21 protein-coding genes are annotated in these 19,998 nt (G+C 48.2%); 11 read left to right on the plus strand and 10 right to left on the minus strand.

Translation table 11 applies throughout. The features are described 5' to 3' along the window. Positions 1–88: 88 nt before the first annotated feature. The 3 genes from C3B52_RS21070 to C3B52_RS21080 form a co-directional block, all read right to left on the minus strand. Complete coding sequence (locus tag C3B52_RS21070; RefSeq protein ID WP_103108360.1) at positions 89–1,237, minus strand: response regulator; 1,149 nt, start codon at positions 1,235–1,237, stop codon at positions 89–91. Positions 1,238–1,411: 174 nt separating this feature from the next. Continuing rightward, on the minus strand, positions 1,412–1,600 hold the full coding sequence (locus C3B52_RS21075; protein ID WP_103108361.1) for a CDGSH iron-sulfur domain-containing protein: 189 nt from the start codon (positions 1,598–1,600) through the stop codon (positions 1,412–1,414). A gap of 64 nt (positions 1,601–1,664) precedes the next feature. Continuing rightward, positions 1,665–2,252 carry a hypothetical protein gene (locus C3B52_RS21080; RefSeq protein ID WP_103108362.1) on the minus strand — a complete coding sequence of 196 codons (588 nt, stop codon included), beginning with the start codon at positions 2,250–2,252 and terminating at the stop codon, positions 1,665–1,667. A 190-nt stretch (positions 2,253–2,442) separates the two neighbouring features. On the opposite strand from C3B52_RS21080, the gene C3B52_RS21085 reads away from it, so the two are divergent. Continuing rightward, positions 2,443–3,219: a DUF169 domain-containing protein gene (locus C3B52_RS21085; protein WP_103108363.1), complete on the plus strand. Its 777-nt coding sequence runs from the start codon at positions 2,443–2,445 to the stop codon at positions 3,217–3,219. On the opposite strand, the gene C3B52_RS21090 is transcribed toward C3B52_RS21085, so the two are convergent. After that, positions 3,183–4,160 (minus strand): helix-turn-helix transcriptional regulator, encoded by a 978-nt coding sequence (locus tag C3B52_RS21090; RefSeq protein WP_103108364.1) that lies wholly within the window; start codon positions 4,158–4,160, stop codon positions 3,183–3,185. The two genes, C3B52_RS21085 and C3B52_RS21090, sit on opposite strands and share 37 nt — an antisense overlap. Before the next feature lie 174 nt (positions 4,161–4,334). Here C3B52_RS21090 and C3B52_RS21095 point away from each other — a divergent pair, with 174 nt between their 5' ends. After that, on the plus strand, positions 4,335–4,859 hold the full coding sequence (locus C3B52_RS21095; RefSeq protein ID WP_103108365.1) for a DinB family protein: 525 nt from the start codon (positions 4,335–4,337) through the stop codon (positions 4,857–4,859). Between the two features lie 68 nt (positions 4,860–4,927). Here the strand turns inward: C3B52_RS21095 and C3B52_RS21100 are convergent, their stop codons facing one another. The 3 genes from C3B52_RS21100 to C3B52_RS21110 form a co-directional block, all read right to left on the minus strand. After that, positions 4,928–6,043, minus strand: a complete 1,116-nt coding sequence (locus C3B52_RS21100) for an aminopeptidase (protein ID WP_103108366.1) — start codon at positions 6,041–6,043, stop codon at positions 4,928–4,930. Between the two features lie 116 nt (positions 6,044–6,159). After that, a complete protein-coding gene (locus tag C3B52_RS21105) occupies positions 6,160–7,359 on the minus strand; it encodes an iron-containing alcohol dehydrogenase (protein ID WP_103108367.1) in 1,200 nt (399 codons plus the stop codon). Positions 7,360–7,435: 76 nt separating this feature from the next. Continuing rightward, positions 7,436–9,148, minus strand: a complete 1,713-nt coding sequence (locus tag C3B52_RS21110; protein WP_235615806.1) for a methyl-accepting chemotaxis protein — start codon at positions 9,146–9,148, stop codon at positions 7,436–7,438. 254 nt (positions 9,149–9,402) lie between these two features. Here C3B52_RS21110 and purC point away from each other — a divergent pair, with 254 nt between their 5' ends. From purC to C3B52_RS21150, 8 genes are all read left to right on the plus strand, one after another. Further along, positions 9,403–10,122, plus strand: a complete 720-nt coding sequence (gene purC, locus C3B52_RS21115; protein ID WP_103108368.1) for a phosphoribosylaminoimidazolesuccinocarboxamide synthase — start codon at positions 9,403–9,405, stop codon at positions 10,120–10,122. Beyond that, on the plus strand, positions 10,115–10,363 hold the full coding sequence (purS, locus tag C3B52_RS21120; protein ID WP_103108369.1) for a phosphoribosylformylglycinamidine synthase subunit PurS: 249 nt from the start codon (positions 10,115–10,117) through the stop codon (positions 10,361–10,363). Before purC ends, purS begins: the two co-directional genes overlap by 8 nt. A gap of 3 nt (positions 10,364–10,366) precedes the next feature. After that, a complete protein-coding gene (gene purQ, locus C3B52_RS21125) occupies positions 10,367–11,059 on the plus strand; it encodes a phosphoribosylformylglycinamidine synthase subunit PurQ (protein WP_103108370.1) in 693 nt (230 codons plus the stop codon). Then, complete coding sequence (gene purL / locus C3B52_RS21130; protein WP_103108371.1) at positions 11,040–13,283, plus strand: phosphoribosylformylglycinamidine synthase subunit PurL; 2,244 nt, start codon at positions 11,040–11,042, stop codon at positions 13,281–13,283. Before purQ ends, purL begins: the two co-directional genes overlap by 20 nt. Then, positions 13,268–14,686 (plus strand): amidophosphoribosyltransferase, encoded by a 1,419-nt coding sequence (gene purF, locus C3B52_RS21135; protein WP_103108372.1) that lies wholly within the window; start codon positions 13,268–13,270, stop codon positions 14,684–14,686. Before purL ends, purF begins: the two co-directional genes overlap by 16 nt. A 30-nt stretch (positions 14,687–14,716) precedes the next feature. Next, positions 14,717–15,757: a phosphoribosylformylglycinamidine cyclo-ligase gene (gene purM / locus C3B52_RS21140; RefSeq protein ID WP_103108373.1), complete on the plus strand. Its 1,041-nt coding sequence runs from the start codon at positions 14,717–14,719 to the stop codon at positions 15,755–15,757. Next, the gene (gene purN, locus C3B52_RS21145; RefSeq protein WP_103108374.1) at positions 15,751–16,359 is read left to right on the plus strand and encodes a phosphoribosylglycinamide formyltransferase; all 609 of its coding nucleotides are present in this window, start codon (positions 15,751–15,753) and stop codon (positions 16,357–16,359) included. The genes purM and purN overlap by 7 nt, the downstream gene beginning before the upstream one ends. An 86-nt stretch (positions 16,360–16,445) precedes the next feature. Further along, positions 16,446–16,829: a helix-turn-helix domain-containing protein gene (locus tag C3B52_RS21150; RefSeq protein WP_103108375.1), complete on the plus strand. Its 384-nt coding sequence runs from the start codon at positions 16,446–16,448 to the stop codon at positions 16,827–16,829. A gap of 112 nt (positions 16,830–16,941) precedes the next feature. Here the strand turns inward: C3B52_RS21150 and trxA are convergent, their stop codons facing one another. Together trxA and C3B52_RS21160 are read right to left on the minus strand one after the other, a co-directional pair. Continuing rightward, positions 16,942–17,253 carry a thioredoxin gene (gene trxA / locus C3B52_RS21155; protein WP_103108450.1) on the minus strand — a complete coding sequence of 104 codons (312 nt, stop codon included), beginning with the start codon at positions 17,251–17,253 and terminating at the stop codon, positions 16,942–16,944. Between the two features lie 115 nt (positions 17,254–17,368). Continuing rightward, positions 17,369–18,301: an NAD(P)/FAD-dependent oxidoreductase gene (locus tag C3B52_RS21160; RefSeq protein WP_103108376.1), complete on the minus strand. Its 933-nt coding sequence runs from the start codon at positions 18,299–18,301 to the stop codon at positions 17,369–17,371. 245 nt (positions 18,302–18,546) lie between these two features. Here C3B52_RS21160 and C3B52_RS21165 point away from each other — a divergent pair, with 245 nt between their 5' ends. Beyond that, positions 18,547–18,945 (plus strand): RrF2 family transcriptional regulator, encoded by a 399-nt coding sequence (locus tag C3B52_RS21165; RefSeq protein WP_103108377.1) that lies wholly within the window; start codon positions 18,547–18,549, stop codon positions 18,943–18,945. A gap of 38 nt (positions 18,946–18,983) precedes the next feature. Here C3B52_RS21165 and C3B52_RS21170 read toward each other — a convergent pair whose 3' ends face one another. Beyond that, positions 18,984–19,910, minus strand: coding sequence for a magnesium transporter CorA family protein (locus tag C3B52_RS21170; protein WP_103108378.1), 927 nt, complete (start codon positions 19,908–19,910; stop codon positions 18,984–18,986). Between the last annotated feature and the right edge of the window lie 88 nt (positions 19,911–19,998).

Genomic DNA, 19,998 nt, shown 5'->3' on the forward strand with positions numbered 1-19,998 from the left:
ATTTGCAGTTGTGAGACATGAAAACCCTTCTTTTGACACGAAGTCAATCAGAAGGGTTTTTGGTATGTAATGAGATTGCCCTCGGACCTCACAGAGGTGATGAACTAGGCTGCTGCTTCCAAGCCCTGTACCACGCGGTGATGTCAGGATTCACAGGGGTATCGAGCTCCTGTTCCCATCTGAAAGCTAACAGATCGTATTGTTCCTCTACAGCTGCGTGATTACCTGTCGATGCATACAGCTTCATTAGATGGATGTAGCTGTCTTCCACGAGCGGATGAAGAGACTGCATGAGCAGGTTCACTTTTTCTGCCGCTTGCGTCATCTCTTGTTCAAAGTAAAAGCTGCTTAAATTTTTCGCCAGTTGCAGCCATAGCCGCCGCAGACGTTCGCGCTCATGCTCTGCCCATAAATACTCGTGTTCTCCCAGATAATCGCCAGTATACATCTCCAAAATACGTTCATACACCTGTGCGTTATGTATGGCAGGAGGGCTTAGCTGGGAAGCGTGATTCTCCCATTCTTCTACATCAATCTGAGCAGGTCCGACGGAGAGCTTGTAGCCGTTTTCCAAATTTCCTTTTGTGATAGAAACGGATTCAAGCCCGTGCTGCTTCAATGTTTGGCGGATTAGATAAATCGTTGTATAGAGCTGTGTGACACCCTTGGACAAATCACATTCGGGCCAAAGCAGCTCGATAATTGTATCCTTGTCGATCATCCGGTTACGGTGGTGCAGCAAATACGCAAACAGCTCGCGAGCTTTTGCTGTACGCCACTTGATCGTGCTCGGTTCTTGATCCTGAAGCTGGAATTGAATATAGTTAAAGCATTTAATTGTGATCAGAGGCTTTGCTTCTACGCTGATCTCATTTTTCAGTCGCTTTCTCAATCGCTCAATCGTTTTTTGCAAACGATTAAGCTGCACAGGCTTCATGATGTAATCCAGAGCACAAAGCTCGAAGGCCTCTACTGCATATTTATCATAGCCAGTCACGAAGACAATCTCAGGTGGAGCATCGAAGGTTTGAAGCTGCTCTCCAATTTCCAGACCACTGATGCCCGGCATATTAATATCGAGGAACACGACTTCAGGCTTGAGAGTTTTCGCCATTTCGATCGCCAAAAGAGGATCTGAATACGCTCCGATAACCTCAATGCCAGCTATATCGCGTTCCAGCACTTTTTGCAGATGCAGCAAAGGTAGCTGTTCGTCATCAACCAATATCGCTTTCATCGAGTGATCCCTCCCTTCTATCTACTCTATCATTAATTATCCAGTTGTCCAAACGTAGATTTCATGGAGGATATGTAAAAAAAGTGGTTTAGCAGTAGGCTGACCCTGCTTAACCACTTTTTTTACTTACGATAGATAACAAAACAAGAACAGGTCTATCCCGTTGGCTTATTGCTAGGCTCTCACCGTGCTTTCAAATTGTCCTTTGTGAGCGCCGTTGCAGTAAGGCTTGTTAGAGGATAGACCGCATCTACAGAGATGAACCTGGCTTTTTGTCTCCATCGGATTTCCTTCGCCATCTAAAAGCGTAAACTCACCCGTGACAAGCAGTGGGCCGTTATCTTGAACTTTAATATCTGCCATTTTTTCACCTCCATTTTACTATTACCTTTCCCTGTCAGGAAAAGGATTAGTCGTCGGAGAGGTTTTAATCATAGGTGAAGGTTACTACTTGTTGCAGATCGGTATCCACACCGATCGCAATGGCATGTTGTCCGTCTGAATAATAGAAGTAGCGTTTCGAGGTTTGGGTGCTCACATCAGAGGTTTTCACGAGTTCAAAAGAAGCAGGAGCAAGCAGCTTTTGGGTTCGAATAAAGTCGGCAGCAGCCTTTTCGAGAGCTTCCTCTGGCACTTCTTGTGTCGCCCTTTCTCCATCTGTGCCGATCACGTCAACAGACAAAGAAAGAACCTGTCTCGTCTGGGGCTCGATAATCGCATGGAATCCATATATATCTCCAGCAGCTGGCTTATCCTTCAATAGAGCGTGTACGGGTATTCCTTTGTATATGGGTTTGCCTGTAGCGGAATCAATTAATTGGGACGGGTCTTCGAGCGTAATTTCGCGGTTTTTTGTATCTACCTGCAAATGGTAGTACTTTCTGACAGCGGTAGCGGCAATTTGTGCAGCCTCTTCTTTGCTAAGACCTTGGACTTGTTCCAGTGGAGCTTGTGCTCTGCAGCCCGCAAGCAAGCAACAGAGAACGAAAATGCTGATATAAACTAGCTTTTTCATGCAGATCCTCCAAGCCGTTCGTGTGGTTATCCTTATCCTAGCAAGGATCGGGCAAAGTCGAAATGGATTTACCTTTCCCGAACCTTACGATTTTGTAAGCTAAGTAACGGTAAAAAGAAAAGAATGAGCAGGGAATCTGTATGGAAAAGACGAAAAATTCGGAGTACAGCCATTTGGAGGAGGTAAGGACATGAATGCAAAAGAGCTAAATCAAGCGCTTCAAACGTATGTAAGAACGGAAACTTTTCCAGTTGGGGTCAAAATCATAAAAGAAGAAGCAGCGCTGCCAGCCAAAGCAAAACGACCGCAGCGCGATCTGGGCTATCAGATTACCATTTGCCAGTCCGTCAGTTTTTCGCGCCGTTATGGCTGGAGTATTGCGATGAATGGGGCTGATTTGTCCTGTCCGATCGCGCAGGTAGCTTTTGGATACGAAGAGCAGCCTGCTTTTTACACGGAAGGTAATCTCGCCTGTGGGATGTACACGGATACGCTTGAGGCGGGAGCGAAAAGTGAACTAGACGTACCGAAGTTTTCTGCAGAGGAAAGTGGCTACTATGTATCGTACCCACTAGAGCGGGCAGAGGTTGATCCTGACGTGGTTGTGATCTATGGAAACGCGGCGCAGGTCATGCGATTGGTAGCCGGGATGCTCTACAAGCGGGGCGGCTCTATTCCGTCGACGTTTTCTGCCCGTGCCGATTGTGCAGACATCGCCATCAAGCCACTGCAAACAGGCGAGCCGCAGGTCATTGTTCCCTGTTATGGAGATCGCTTGTTTGCCCAGACGCAAGACCATGAGATGGCATTCAGCTTTCATTTCCGTGATGCGGCTGAATTGGTAGAAGGCCTGGCTGGGACACAAAAAGGGGGAGTGCGTTACCCGATCCCGTCCTTTTTGCGCTATCAGGCAGAGTTTCCCCCGACGTATCAAAAGCTCGCGGGATTGTTTGGGGAAGGGAAGTAGTGCTGCAGCATTTTTTCTGCTTCCTCGCGAATGCGTGTACGCAGCGAATCTGGCTCCAGAACAGTGACTTGTGCTCCCCAACCGAGTACCCAGGAGACGATTTCCTCAATTTGTCGCACACGCAGAGTGACAATCACTGCTTCTTGATGCTCCGCGATTTCTTCGATAAAAAATGGGTTTGATTCTTTTACCTTGTCGACGATCGTACTGTTTACTTGTATACGTACGAGCAGATCCCGATCATCCTTTGGCTTATACGACTCCAAATCAAAATCTGCCGGGCACGTAAAGTGGTCATCCAAAACGGTAAGCTCGTTCATTCGTGACAGACGAAAGTTGCGGATGTCCTGGCGCAGATCACATTGAGCAAGGAGTATCCATGAGCCCCGTACGAGCACGAGTCCATAAGGTGCAACATCCCGTACGCTATCCCGGTTGCCATTTGCCTCCGGGATACTTTTTTTATAGTGGAACCTTACCTTTTGGCGGTTTAAAATCGCTTGTCTGAGCGTTTCCATATATTCCTGTAATTGACCTTTTGCCGCATACCCGCAAGTATTCAGCAGGCGAAAGGTGGAGCGGACTCGGGCGGTCTCTTGACGTACCGGCTCTGACAGGAGCGACTCCAGCTTGCGTTGCGAGGATTTGGCATGCTCCCCGTATGAGGGATCAAAGGCTTGCTCCACAAGACCTGTACCGATCAAGAGAGTGACCGCTTCCTCAATCGAAAAGCTCACGGGAGGCAGAAAATAGCCCTCCATCAAGGAATAGCCGAGGCCAGGGGAGCCGACAATGGGGACACCAGCCTCACTCAGCGCTTGCATATCACGATAAATGGTTCGGACACTGGTCTCAAATGTTTCGGCCAGATCTTCTGCGCGCAGCAATTGCTTGCGTTGAAGCTCGAGTACGATGGCCAGCAGACGGTCCGTTTTATTCATAGAGGGTGCCTCCTTTTGTCGTGATCATCTAAACCAAGTTTATCTGATTCTAAGCACATGACCAGATCAAATTGTTTACATGGCTGCAAATGCTACTGACATGATGCTGTCAGGAGCGGTGCGTTATGATGGCACTATAGATGGATGAACTGAAATGAGAAAGGGTGTTCCTACATGAATACAGTGGAAATGTTGAGCCGTTTTGAAGAGGTTGCCGAGCAATATGTAAAAGCTTTGGACGGGTATTCTGTCGAGCAGTTCACAAAAAAGCCTGCAGCAGATGAATGGTCGCTTGGGCAGCTGTACAATCACCTGATACAATCGGCTGTTTATATGCAAATCCAGGCGATTGAGCAATGTGCATCTGGGAATGGAGTAGTCGAGGGAGACAAAACAGAGAATGGTGTAATGATTATCGGGGCAGGAAAATTTCCGCCAATATCGATCAAGGTTCCTGATTCACCCCAGTACACGCCAGCTAACCCTGAGTCTATAGAAGAGGTAAAGCCAAAATTGCTTCAACTGATTAATCAGGTACGTGAGCTTGAACCGACCCTAGCAGCGATTTCACCTGATCAAAAAATGCCACATCCTGCACTCGGCTATTTGAATGCTGCCGAATGGTACCAGCTGATTTCTATGCATTTTGTACATCATTTGCGTCAAAAGGAAAAGCTCGATAAATTTATTCAAGCCTAAACTCTCTTATATGCAAAAAGCTACCCATATCACTAATGTGGGTAGCTTTTTGTTGTAGCAAGCATGATTTAAACCAGATTTTCAGGGTTCAAGCCTTCTAGCTCTGGCAGTACAAAGCGTCCGTCTTTGCGGATCAGGACATCATCAAACCAGATTTCGCCGCCTCCGTATTCAGGACGTTGGATTTGCACCAGATCCCAGTGAACAGAGGAACGGTTTCCGTTATCGGCTACTGTATACGCATTACCTGGCGTGAAGTGGAAGCTGCCTGCGATTTTTTCATCGAACAGGATGTCCAGCATCGGGTGCAGGATGTGCGGGTTAAAGCCAATCGCAAACTCACCGATGTAGCGAGCGCCTTCATCTGTATCGAGAATCTCGTTCAGAGCTTTTGTATTGGAGCTTGTTGCCTCTACGATTTTTCCTTCTTTGAATGTGAACTGAACATCCGTGAAGGAAATGCCATGATAGTTCGTAGCGGCGTTGTAGAAGATCGTTCCTTCTACAGAGTCACGCACAGGAGCAGTGTAGACCTCACCGTCTGGAATGTTGCGTTTGCCATCGCATTTTACTGCGTTTATGCCTTTGATGGAGAAGCGCAGGTCTGTGTTTGGACCGACGATACGCACGCGGTCTGTGCGATCCATCAGCTCTTTTAGTGGTGTCATCGCTCTGGACATTTTTTCATAGTCCAGGTTGCAAACGGAGAAGTAGAAGTCTTCGAAGTTCTCCAGACTCATGCCAGACAGCTGGGCCATGGATTTGTTCGGATAGCGGAGCACTACCCAGCGTTTGTTCGGCACGCGCTCGTTCGTATGTACTGGCTGGTAGAGGATGCGCGAGTAGATACCCATCTTGTCTTCCGGAACATCTGCAAGCTCATTGATGTTGTCATAGGCACGGATTGCAATGTACGCGTCCATGTCCTTCATCCGGTCATACTCGTACTTGGCCATGAGTGCCATATGCTCTTCGCTTGTACCCTGGTAGAGTGCGCGAAGAATTTCCTGATCTTTAAGAGTGACCAAAGGGAGAGCGCCTACCGCAAACGATTCACGGACGAGAGCGCGTACCAATTCAGGCTGCAGACCTGTATTTTCAATCAGTACTTTTTCTCCTTTTTGCAAATTGAGTGAATAGCGGACGAGACGGCTGGCTAATTCATTGATGCGTGGATCTGCCATTTTTACGCAACCTCCATAGATAGAAAATATGTAGCAAGTTCAGGCTTCGATAGAAGTTTTTTTACTGCTATTATGGCACAGCTACCTACAGGCTCGCTAGTAGATTATGCAAGGGCTTACAAGCAGGCTTCGTAGATCGCGATGATGTCTTCTGCATTCAGCTTTCGGGAGCTTGGCAGGTAGCCGACGCCTCTTCCGCCGATATGGACAGCTTCGTCAGCCATTCGCGAAATGACCTCGCGCGTTACTCCAAAATCGGACAGCTTCTCTGTAATGCCCATGCGCTCATACCAGTGACGGACAGCTTCGATCGTGGCACGAGCCGCATTTTGTGTGTCTTCTTCGGTGACACCTAAGCAGCTTCGTCCCATGCGTGCCAGCCGTTCCGGGCGATCAGGCAAAATGACCTGTTCGAAATAAGGAAGTGACAGGATAGCTAGTCCACGACCGTGCGCCATATCAAAAATTCCGCTTAACGGGTGCTCAATCCCGTGCAGTGGCATGCCAGCACCCCGACCGCCTGCTGCGAATGGACTGATTCCGAGTGTACTCGCCCACAATAGGGTCGACCGTGCCTCTTCATGGTCAGGCTGCTCGATGGCAGTAAGTGAATGCTCAACAACCAATCGAATCAATGTCTCGGAGATACCGTCCTGCACATTCGTTTTGTCTGCACTGATCAAATAGTTTTCAAATAGATGGGAAAAAATATCTGCACATGATTCAGCCGTGACGCGAGCCGGAACAGTGAACGTGATGGAAGGATCGAGGATTGCAATTTTGGGATAAAGGGCTGGCCCGTAAAATGAAGATTTTTCATGGGTGTCCCAGTGGGTCAGGACACTGATGCTGTTTGCTTCTGAGCCTGTAGCTGCCACGGTAGGGACAGTCATGAGCGGCAATGCTTCCATTACAGGTACAAGCAGTTGACTTGAACCAGTCGGATTCCCGCGCATGTAGTCATAGATTGGACGCCCGGTCTTGGCAGCTGCTGCAATCGCTTTGGAGGCGTCCATCACGGAACCGCCACCAACTGCCAGGATGAAATCACACTGATGCTCACGTGCCAGTGCAGCTCCCGCATCTACGGTAGCAGTCCGCGGATTGGGCTCGATTTTGTCAAACAAGACATACTCTACTTGTGCTTCTTTTAAAAGGGTCTGCACGCGTTCCAAGAGGCCAGTGCGCTTGGCAGCGCTCCCGCCTGTGACAAGCAGTGCTTTGTGACCAATCGTTTTGGCTTCCTGTCCCAATCGTTTTAATTCACCCATACCGAAGTAGATAAGGGTAGGAAAAGATACCTCAAACGGAAACATCTTTTATTCCTTCTTTCGCGAAAAGGTTACACCGAACCTTAGTTTATCACAAAAAAAGAATACGGGCTTACGTCAGTCATGCAACCCGAAACTTTTCGCTAATCTCATGAAGACGCTTTGACAATACTTGCAAATCATCTGCTAGCTGACGTGACCTCTCTATAGAAGAAAGCTGCTCGCATGATGCCTGCCACATCTCCTCTGTGCTGCTTTTTGTCTCCTGGGAGATGGCGACGAAGGTTTCCAACGATTGATCCACTTCATTCAAGCCAATCGATATCATTTCAAGTCCTGCATGGGCAGCGTGCAGCTCGCCAGTCGTCTGATCTACTGCGTCTTTCATTTGCATGAAGGACTGTTCTGCTTCGGAAAGCTTCATTTTGCTTTGCTGAAGCTGGGTACTAGCCAGAATGCTTTCACTAGAGATTGTATTTGTTTCGGTTTGCACCTGCGTCATGATGCTTGTAATCTGAATAGTCGCCTTCTCCGATTCATTAGCCAGCTTGGTTACTTCATCTGCCACTACAGCAAAGCCTCTGCCATACTCTCCTGCACGCGCCGCTTCGATCGCTGCATTCATCGCGAGCAGCTTGGTCTGTCTGGCGATCGCTTGTATCAACAAAATTATCTGACCGATTGATTCCGATTGCAGGCGAAGATGTGCCATCCGTTTATCCAGCTGGGCATAAGTCTCGGCAAAGGCAGCTATCGTAGAGGTCAGGTCGGAAATTCGCTCATGACCCGATTTTGTCGCACGCTCCATCTGTACTCCTGCTTGCAAAATGGAGTTGATTCGAAAGAAAAGCTCATCCAAGCCTTTTTTCATTTCGTGGAAGGTGTTGTTAGCTGTTTCTGTGGAGACAGCCGTTTGCTCTACACCCTTATTTACGGATTCAAGCCGAATAGCAAGAAGGGAGGAGAGCTGGCTCGTATCGTCGGCATTTTGCTGGATATGCACCCCACCTTGCCCTAGCTCAACCATCATCTTTTGCATTTCCCGAATCATCTGGGCCATCTGCGTGATCATATGGTTGAAGCTGTCTGAGATAGAACGGATTTCAGGTCCCTCGTGCTGCATGTCCAATCGCTGAGTCAAATCTCCAAAGCTTACCTGCTGCATGCTTTTTGTCATGACAGAAAAGGGAGCTGTGATTCCCTTGGTGATAAACCAGCAAATGACGGCAGAGAGAAGGAGGCTGCCAGCCACAGTCAGCAGGATGAGTCTGGTTGTCTGATGCAGCGGTCCAAGGTATTGATCCTGCAAGACATCAAGTACATAAATCATATTTTCATCAGGAGAATGGGTAAAAGCCAATGTATGTATGACGCCGTCAACAGGCAAATGGAGGACACCAAAGCGCTCCGCCTCCAGTTGAGAGGCTACTTCCTTGGGAATCGTGATGGGTTTGTTGGTTACGTTAGTAATGGGGTTAAACGCACCGTCAGATACTATAAACTGCTGAACGGTAAGACCTTCTTGAGCGAGACTTTCCCGCTGCTGCACCAGCTCGAATTCCAAACGCTTTTGATAGGTTGCTTCATCAGCGGCAAACATGAATTTCATGAGAGAAATCTTTTCTATGATTTTATCGGTTTCCGAATCGAGCCTTGCTTCCATTTGGGTAACGATCATGCTCTTCACCTGAATGTAGAAGGTTCCGCCGATGATGCCTGAAGCAGTAAGGAGAATGGCAAGTAGTGGGAACATTATTTTCGTGCCGAGCCGGGTACGTCTATTTAGCTGGAAAAAAGGTGAAAGAAGAGTAGAAAATAATGTCTGAGTCTTCAAGAAAAATCCCCCTAATCAAATTAACAATGCTACTAGGACTATTGTAAGGAGAAAGTGTAGAGCTAGTGTGGAGGGTATGTAAACGAATGTTTACAAATAAAACACAATGCAATTTACGCCAAAAACCGAACGTTTGTCGAAGTGTGATTCTGCTTTTTTCGTTGATAAATGCGTATGATTGTGTTTTAATGTATTTGAAACGTTCGTGTATTTACCGTAACTTAACCTTTTTACCTAGGAAGGTGACTCCTACAGTGGAAAAACAAGAACAACTCTACGAAGGCAAGGCGAAACGTATTTATCGGACATCAGTGCCTGATCAATACTGGGTGGAGTATAAAGACGACGCAACGGCATTCAATGGAGAGAAACGGGCGCAAATCACCGGAAAAGGTGAGCTGAACAATCGCATCACCGCTATTTTCTTCACGATGCTGAAAGAGAGTGGCATCGACAACCATTTTGTTCGCCTGCTGTCTGCAAACGAGCAGGTCGTACGAAAAGTGGAGATTATTCCTTTGGAGGTAGTCGTGCGCAATATCGCGGCTGGCTCACTAGCCAAACGCCTGGGAATGGAAGAAGGTACTGCACTTCCACAGCCGGTTGTTGAGTTTTACTACAAGGACGACGCACTAGGTGATCCGCTGGTGAATGCTTCCCACATCAAGGTGCTGGGAATCGCTAGCGAAAGCGACCAAGCGACTCTTGAGCGTATGGGGCTTGAAGTCAATGAAGTCCTGCGCCCATATTTGCGGGAGCGTGGCATTACACTGGTCGACTTTAAGCTTGAATTTGGCAAAACTGCGGATGGGGAGATTCTCCTCGCCGATGAAATATCGCCGGACACATGCCGGTTCTGGGATTCAGAAACGAACGAGAAGCTGGATAAAGACCGCTTCCGTCGGGATTTGGGCAACGTAGAAGAAGCGTATCAAGAAATGCTTAAGAGACTGGGAGGAGACGTACATGTTTAAAGCTGTTGTTTATGTAACTTTGCGCGAGAGCGTGCTTGATCCACAAGGCCATGCAGTAAAAGGTGCTTTGCACACACTCGGATTTGATGAAGTAAACAATGCACGCATCGGTAAATATATGGAGCTCACGCTGGATACAAAAGACCGTGCTCAGGCAGAAGAACGTGTACGTGAAATGTGCGAAAAGCTGCTGGCCAACACGGTGGTTGAAGACTATCGCTTTGAGATCGTGGAGGGCTAATAAATGCGAGTAGCGGTTATCGTTTTTCCAGGTTCCAATGCTGACATCGACTTGTACAACGCAGTTGAGGATGTAATGGGTGTGCCGGTTGATTACGTGTGGCACTCTGATACCGACCTTTCTCAGTATGATGCGATTCTGTTGCCAGGTGGCTTCTCTTATGGCGACTACTTGCGCTGTGGTGCAGTTGCTCGCTTTTCTCCAGTCATGGAGCAAGTAGTGAAGGCGGCAGAAGCAGGCAAGCTGGTCATGGGAATCTGTAACGGATTCCAAATTCTGACCGAGGTAGGCCTTTTGCCAGGCGTTCTGTTGCGCAACACTTCACTCAAGTTCCGTTGCAAGCTGTCGGGACTGCGTGTAGAAAATAACCAAACCGCGTTTACTCTTGATTACGCGGCAGGGGAAGAAATTCAAATTCCGATCGCACATGGCGAAGGAAACTACTACTGTGATGATGAGACACTGGAAAAGCTTAAAGCGGGCAATCAGATTGTATTCCGCTACCATGGCGAAAATCCGAATGGCTCTCTTGAAGATATTGCAGGAATTTGCAACGAAAAAGGCAATGTGCTGGGCATGATGCCTCACCCGGAGCGTGCTGTGCATACATGGATGACCTCCGATGACGGCCGCCGCATGTTTACCTCGATCCTGAAGACGTGGAGGGAAAAAAGCAGTGTCACAACTCACGCATAAAGAACCGACAGCTGAACAAATTGCAGAACAAAAGATCTATCGTGAAATTGGTCTGACAGAGGAAGAATACCAGCGTGTAGTCGATATCCTCGGCCGTAAACCGAACTGGACGGAGACAGGTCTTTACAGCGTTATGTGGTCTGAGCACTGCTCCTATAAAAACTCCAAGCCTGTTCTGCGCCGCTTCCCGACTAAGGGACCTCGCGTTTTGCAAGGACCAGGGGAAGGTGCGGGTATCGTAGACATTGGCGATAACCAAGCCGTTGTTTTCAAAATCGAAAGCCATAACCACCCATCTGCAATCGAGCCGTACCAAGGCGCTGCGACTGGTGTGGGCGGAATCATCCGTGACGTATTCTCCATGGGTGCTCGTCCGATTGCTGTACTGAACTCGCTTCGTTTCGGGGAGCTGACTACTCCTCGCGTAAAATATTTGTTTGAGCACGTAGTTGCTGGTATCGCAGGGTACGGCAACTGCATCGGGATTCCTACTGTAGGCGGCGAGGTCAACTTCGATCCTACTTATGAAGGAAATCCTCTCGTCAACGCTATGTGTGTTGGTCTGATTGACCACGAGAAGATTCAAAAAGGGGTAGCCTCTGGTATTGGCAACCCAGTGATTTACGTTGGTTCCAGCACAGGACGCGATGGTATTCACGGAGCGACTTTTGCTTCTGAAGAGCTGACCGAAGAATCCGAGAAAAAACGTCCTGCTGTGCAAGTAGGCGATCCATTCATGGAAAAGCTGCTTCTTGAAGCATGCCTGGAGCTGATCGACACAGGTATCGTCGTAGGGATTCAGGACATGGGCGCGGCAGGCCTTACCAGCTCCAGCTCTGAGATGGCTTCCAAAGCAGGAAACGGTATCGAGATGAATTTGGATTTGGTGCCACAGCGTGAAGTAGGTATGTCTGCCTATGAAATGATGCTCTCTGAATCTCAAGAGCGTATGCTCGTTGTCGTGGAAAAAGGCAAGGAAGCAGAAGCCATTGCGATTTTTGACAAATGGGGCTTGGCGTCCGCTGTCGTGGGTAAAGTAACAGAAGACAGCAAGCTGCGTCTATTGCACAAAGGCGAAGTCGTAGCAGAAGTACCAGTAGACAGCTTGGCTGATGATGCGCCTGTATACCATCGCCCATCTGCGGTACCTGCTTATTACGAAGCAAACGCAAAAGTAGATGTTCTTGCAGGAATCGCCGAGCCAGCTGATTTGAACGAAGCATTGAAAAGCCTTTTGGCACAACCAACTGTTGCGAACAAAGCATGGGTTTACGAGCAGTACGACCATATCGTTCGTGCCAATACTGCTGTAAAACCAGGCTCTGATGCTGCTGTCGTGATGGTGCGCGGAACACGCAAAGCACTCGCGATGTCGACAGATTGCAACGGACGCTATGTTTACCTCGATCCAAAAGTCGGAGGTGCGATCGCTGTAGCAGAATCTGCGCGCAACGTAGTATGCTCGGGTGCAGAACCACTTGCGATTACAGACTGCCTCAACTTCGGAAGCCCGGAAAAGCCAGAAGTATTTTGGCAGTTCGAGAAATCATGCGAGGGTATGAGCGAAGCGTGCGTAGCACTGGACGCACCGGTTATCGGCGGAAACGTTTCTTTCTATAATGAACGCAGCGGTGACGCCATCTATCCGACTCCAACTGTCGGCATGGTTGGTTTGATCACAGATGTTGACCATATCACAACTCAAGATTTCAAAAACGAAGGCGATGTCATCATCTTGCTCGGCGAAACTTTCGCAGAGCTAGGTGGATCTGAGTATCAAAAGCTGGCTACAGGCTCGATCTCTGGTAGACCGCCACAAATTGATCTGAACAAGGAAGCAGCTGTTCAAAAGCTCGTTTTGACTGCTATCCGCAAAGGTCTGGTAAGCTCGGCTCACGATCTGTCCGAAGGCGGTTTGGGTGTAGCTTTGGCAGAGTCTTGCTTCGGCAAAAACGTGGGCGCACAAGTGTCGCTGGATTCCGAGCTGCGTCATGATGTTCTTTTGTTTAGTGAGTCGCAGTCTCGCATTTTGCTCAGTGCATCCAAAGAGCAGGCAGCAGCGATTCTCGCATTGGCAGGTGAGCATGGCGTACCGGCAAAAGAGATCGGAACCATCGGTGGCGAGCGCCTAATAGTGAATGTGAACGGCAGTGAAGCGATCAATGCTTCTATTCAAGAGGTGAAAGCAGCCTGGAAGGATGCGATTCCATGTTTGATCGGTTAATCTGGGACAAACTGAATGAAGAATGTGGTGTCTTTGGCATTTACAACCACCAGGAAGCATCCCAATTAACGTACCTGGGGCTTCATGCCCTTCAGCATCGCGGTCAGGAGAGCGCAGGCATTTGCGCCTCCGACGGCGAGAAGTGGTATAAGCATCGCGGAATGGGACTCGTATCTGAAGCGTTTGGCAAGGGTGATCTGGAGAAATTCAAAGGTCATATTGCCATTGGTCATACTCGGTACACAACTGCCGGGTCCAGCAAAATCGAAAATGCACAGCCGCTGTTTTTCCGTTACGCGCAAGGCAGCATGGCTGTAGCTCACAACGGTAACCTGGTGAATGCGGCTGTTCTCAGAAAAGAGCTGGAAGCAAAAGGCTCCATTTTCCAAACGACCAGCGATACAGAAGTAATCGCCCACCTGATCGCGCGCTCCGAAAGCCGTGACTTGCCTGGGGCAGTAAGAGATGCACTTCAGCACATTAAAGGTGCTTATGCACTTCTCGTCATGAACGAAAATCAACTGGTTATCGCGCTTGATCCAAATGGATTGCGTCCGTTGTCTTTGGGACGATTGGGAGACGCGATTACCGTTGCCTCGGAGACCTGTGCTTTTGACATTATCGGAGCGCAGTACTGGCGCGATGTTCAGCCAGGTGAGCTGATTGTCATTGATAAAAATGGCGTGAGTGAATCGAAGTTCACCGAGACTACACAGCGCTCGATCTGCACGTTTGAATACATTTATTTTGCACGTTCTGACAGCGACATCGATGGAATCAACGTACACATGGCACGCAAGCGTCTCGGCAAACAGCTGGCTTTGGAGTCGGCGATTGAGGCAGATGTCGTGACAGGTGTACCTGACTCCAGCATTTCCGCAGCGATTGGCTTTGCGGAAGCGACAGGGATTCCATATGAAATCGGATTGATCAAAAACCGCTATGTTGGTCGCACGTTTATCCAGCCGAGCCAGGAGCTTCGCGAGCGCGCTGTTTACCTCAAGCTCTCTGCTGTACGCAAGGTAGTCGAAGGAAAACGCGTGGTCATGATTGACGATTCGATCGTTCGCGGTACGACCAGCAATCGGATTGTGCGTATGCTGCGTGAGGCGGGAGCCAAGGAAGTTCACGTACGCATCAGCTCTCCGCCAGTCATGAATTCCTGCTTCTATGGCATTGATACGTCGACTCGGGATGAGCTGATCGCGGCAACCAAATCCATTGAGGAAATCCGCCAAATCATTGAAGCAGATTCGTTGTCCTTCTTGTCAGTCGAAGGCATGATTGAAGCAATCGGGCGTCAGGATTCGGCTCCGAATAAAGGACACTGCCTCGCATGCTTTACCGGGGAATATCCGACTGAGATTGAATTTGAAGAGGCGCTACCTGCGCTCAAATGCTAATACAAGGAACCTCTGGTAGGGGGAGAAACGATGAGTGAAGCATATAAACAAGCAGGCGTCGACATCGATGCGGGGAACGAAGCAGTCGAACGCATGAAAAAGCACGTGAAGCGCACATTCCGTCCAGAGGTATTGACGGATTTGGGCGGCTTCGGTGCCTTGTTCCGTCTGGATACAACCAAGTATGAAAAGCCGATCCTCGTCTCTGGTACAGATGGTGTAGGTACCAAGCTGAAGCTTGCCTTTGCGATGGATAAGCATGATACGATCGGGATTGACGCCGTAGCGATGTGCGTCAATGACGTCGTTGTGCAAGGGGCAGAGCCGCTTTTTTTCCTCGATTATTTGGCAGTAGACAAGGTCATTCCAGAAAAGATTGAGGCCATTGTCAAAGGGATTGCAGAAGGCTGCTCTCAGGCAGGCTGCTCCTTGATCGGTGGAGAAACAGCTGAGATGCCTGGAATGTACGCTGAGGGCGAATACGACATTGCTGGCTTTACCGTAGGTGTCGTAGACGAAAGCAAAATGATTACAGGAGCTTCTGTTGAAGCAGGCGATGTATTGATTGGGCTTGCTTCCAGCGGTGTGCACAGCAATGGCTTCTCTCTCGTGCGCAAAGTGCTTTTGGCTGACAAAGGCATGTCGCTTCACGATCATGTGGACGTGCTCGGCAAAAAGCTCGGAGAGGAACTGCTGACCCCGACTCGCATCTATGTCAAGCAGGTGTTATCTGTACTGGAATCTCATGAGATCAAGGCGCTGGCGCATATTACAGGCGGCGGCTTCACAGAAAACATCCCGCGTGTGCTGCCAGAGGGTACACAGGCGACGATTGATGTTGGCTCGTGGCCTGTTCTGCCGATTTTCCAACTGGTTCAAGAAGCAGGCAACATTTCTTATCCAGACATGTACAAAACGTTTAACATGGGGATCGGCATGATGCTTGTTGTCAAAGCGGATGACGTGGATTCTGTCGTAGCCAAGCTGAAAGACCTGGGCGAAGAGCCATACGTCATTGGTAAAATTGAAGCTGGCGAGCGCAAAGTCGTATACAACGGGGTGGAATGGTGAGAAGGCTAGCCATTTTCGCCTCAGGAAGCGGCTCCAACTTCGAAGCGATCGTGCAGGCGGTTCAGGCTGGACAGCTCCGTGGTGTAGAAGTAGCGCTTCTTGTCTGCGACAAGCCGGGAGCCAAAGTGCTGGAGCGTGCGGAACGGCTAGGAATTCCAGCCTTTGTGTTTCAGCCAAAGGAATATGCCGACAAGTCTGCCTTTGAGAAAGAGATTGTGGCGCAGCTTCAGAAGCTCGATGTTACGCTGGTTGTGCTTGCAGGATACATGCGATTGGTTGGCGAGACACTGTTGTCCGCCTATGAGGGAAAAATCATCAATCTGCATCCATCGCTTCTGCCTGCCTTCCCTGGAAAAGATGCGATTGGCCAGGCGCTCGACTACGGGGTAAAGATTACGGGGGTAACGGTGCATGTTGTCGATGCGGGTCTCGATACGGGTCCGATCATCGCCCAGCTCCCTGTAGCCGTGCAAGAGACAGATACAAAAGAAACATTGGCAGCACGCATCCACGAAGTAGAGCATGGCCTTTTGGTTGAGGTCATTGGCCTTTTGGTGGAAGAGCGTGTAAAGCTGGAGGGACGGCTTGTCCAGCTGACATAAGAGAGCATAAGAAAGCAGAGAAACCGACGCGAAAATTGTGTCGGTTTTTCCTTTTTCTAGTATATTTAATAACGGGGAGTGGTGATATGAGAGAGATGAAAAACATTTGGATGTTTTGCTTATGCGCTGTTTTACTGATAGGATCATGGCTGATCTCTGATGCAACAAAGAGCATAGCTGCATATGGGGATACAGCAACGCACAATACGGCACAGATGGCCAACATCCTGGTGACGATGAGCAATGAATTAAATGAATTGAACAACAAGAAGGCTCCACAAGAAAAACAAATACTTGATGCAGTAGAAGCAGCTGAATACTTAGGCATTACCGAGCAGATTCTCGCCCAGCTTTTAGATAGTAAGGATATTCCTGCTCTGCAGATCAACAGCACGTATCGGTTCTCCAAACGAGCTCTGGATGAGTGGGTATACGAGCAATCGAAGAAGCACACGACCTATCAAAAATGATAATGTTCTTTTCATAATAAGAGCCACAGTGAGACGCAAACGCAAGCTGGTGAATATGTAAACAGCAAAACCGACACGGTAGATGTGTCGGTTTATCACTGTCTTGCTCCTTTTATCTGGTAACGAATTTTTTCAGATCACTGAGAGGAAGGGCACCGATGACTTTGTCGATTGGTTCCCCATCTTTAAAGAGGATGCTAGTGGGCAGGCTCATGACTCCAAATTGATTGGCAACATCCGTTTCTTCATCTACATTGAGCTTGAGGATTTTGACATCATGGTTTCCTTCGGCTACGTATGCTTCAAGGACTGTGGTAAACATCCTGCATGGTCCGCACCAAGGCGCCCAAAAATTGACTAAGGTGAGTCCTTTTGTTTGCATTTCGTTCTTAAAAGTAGCATCGGTTACATGGTGAATTGCCATATCAATCTCTCCTTTATTAAACATGCTCGGGTACTCCGAGCTCGGAAACTCAAGGCTCTTCATAGCCTCGTAAGCAGCAGGGTTTACTTCGTTGTGAAGCATTCTTAATTCCATTTCAATTCCTCCCGAATTTAGTACGATTCATGTCATGGAAATCTTCTTCCGTTAATTCCTTGGTTACACTCATAGCTGCTTTACTTCCGCCGGCAGCAGCATAAATCAGTTGAGAAGGCGCGACATACGATGTGTCCCCTGCGGCGAACAAACCAGGGATGGAGGTTTTGCCTAGCTGATCTGTCTTAATTCCGCCCAGTGGGGTTTTTTCGCAGTCCAAGCTCTCGATAAACGGAGCGCTGTGTATAAATCTAGGAGCTACGAATCCTCCTGTCCTGGCGATCGTCGTTCCATCCGCAAAACGTACATGCGATAGTTGCCCGTTTTCCCCGATGAAGGCTGCGACGGGCTGCTCCATCACCTCGATTCCTTTGGAGAGAAGCTGCTCTTTTTGTTCATCTGAAAGTGGACTTTGACCATTGGTGCAGACGACTAAATCGTGGGTCCAATTGAGAAGCAGCTTGGCGGTATGGAAAACGGCCGGATCTGCGGAAACGACGACAAGAGGCTGATCTTGCAGCTCCCAGCCATCACAAAACGGGCAATTAAACAGACTTTTTCCATAGAATGAATGGAGGCCATCAATCTCAGGAAAGATTTCCTTTAAGCCTGTAGCCAGGATCAGCTTGCGTGCTTGAATCCGGGCGCCTGATGAATCATGCACCTCAAATCCCGAGTCGAGCGTTGTAATGGAAACGACTTCTGTTTTGAGTTGATGAACAGACGGATAGCGGAGCACCTCCTCATAGGCGATGCGGCGAAACTCGGCAGGTGTTACTCCATCTCTCGTCAGATAACCGTGGGATGCATGGGTGACCGCATTTCGAGGCTGATTGTTGTCGAGCAAGGCGACGTTTCTCCGTGCTCTGCCGAGTACCAAAGCGGCATTTAACCCGGCTGACCCTCCGCCAACAATCGCGAAATCATAAATCATAATGTTTAACTCCTTTATAGAGATATTAAGGACATTTCATATCTATGATTGAGTTGAAAGAAAAGCTTCATCTAATAAAGATAAAGCAAGTTAAGGTACTCATAATCGTAAGAGCGCTCTTAGATAATCGACTTATAGTATCTATAATATCCGTTATTTTATCAATGTCAAGCTGCATGTGACACTTGCTATCTTGTGAAATGGACCTTATCATAGATAAGTAAAGTCTACAATCGAGGTGTCTTATGAAGTTTTCACAGGCAACCGACAATGCGCTCCATGTGATGCTGTATCTCGTAATGGAAGCGCCAGACAAGCCCGTTAGTGTGCAGATATTAGCAGAGAAGCTGAGGGTTTCGCAAACCTATCTGTCCAAAATGCTGACCAAGCTGGTCAAGGCAGGTCTTATCCATTCTGTATCCGGTGCAAATGGCGGATACCGACTCAAGCGCAACTATGAGGAGATTTCCTTTTTGGATGTCATTCATGCGATCGAAGGCACTACCTCTTTATTTGAATGCAGCTTTAATCATGGGCAAGAGTGCCTGATTCAACAGGTTGTGATGGATGCCGAGCGACAGATGGAGCAGGCTCTAAAAACCAAGACAATTTATGAGCTGGCGAAACAAATGAAAGGTGTGTAAAGAAAAGCAGTGGAGCACCCACTGCTTTTTTATTCCCATCAAAAGTATTTCTTTTTCCAAAAGATCAGGCTTGTAACCAGTGCGGACACAAGCGAGAGCAGCATGATAATGGAAAACGCATGGTTATCATTCTGCAAAGGCAATTCCACGTTCATTCCGTATATACTCGCAATCATGGTAGGCAGAGCAAGTACAATCGTAATGGCAGTCAATATTTTGACAACGTGATTGACATTGTTTGAAATTACCGAAGCAAAGGCATTCATCATCGAGCTCATGATGGAGCTGTATACCTCCGTCATGGCGATCGCTTGCCTGGTTTCGATCATGACGTCCTCCAATAGCTCCTTGTCTTCCTCATATATTTTCAGGTAGCTGCCATTGAACAGCTTCTCCAGCAAAATGTTATTTTTGGTCAATGCTGTCGTGAAATAAACCAGACTTTTTTCAATCTCCAATAACGAAAAAAGCTCTTTGTTTCGGACTGATTTGTGGAGGGCTTCCTCCATTTTTTCCCGTCTCTGGTTAATTTGCTTCAGGTACAGCAAATAGTAAAAGGCCATCCGATAAAGAATCTGAAGGACAAACCTTGTTTTCATAAACGTGTGGAAATGCTTGACGCGGCCAGAGACAAAATCCTCAAGGATGGGAGTATTTGTGAGGCTAATCGTAATGAAGCAATCGTTCTGGATGGCGATTCCGAGTGGGATCGTACGTATTTTATCATCTGAGCTGAGGACAGGGATCTCTACGATGAGCATCGTGCAATCCTCATCCTTTTCTATTCTGGCACGTTCGCCTTCGTCAAGAGCATCGCGAAAAAATTCCTGGTCAATCGCAAAAGCATCACAGACGTGCTGGATTTCTGCTTGCGTCGGTTCTGTCAAATGAACCCAGCAGCCTTTTTCAAAATCAGTTCGTGCTACGAGCTCTCCAAACTCATTGCTGCGATAAATGTTTAGCATCGTTTTCACCCTGCCTTTACTAAAAAGTAGGGAAAGGTGCACTAAGCTGCATTATCGGCGGTGGCTACCGCATTCCAAGCAGCGGTGA

The sequence above is a fragment of the Brevibacillus reuszeri genome (assembly GCF_002897295.1).
GTDB lineage: Bacteria > Bacillota > Bacilli > Brevibacillales > Brevibacillaceae > Brevibacillus > Brevibacillus reuszeri_A.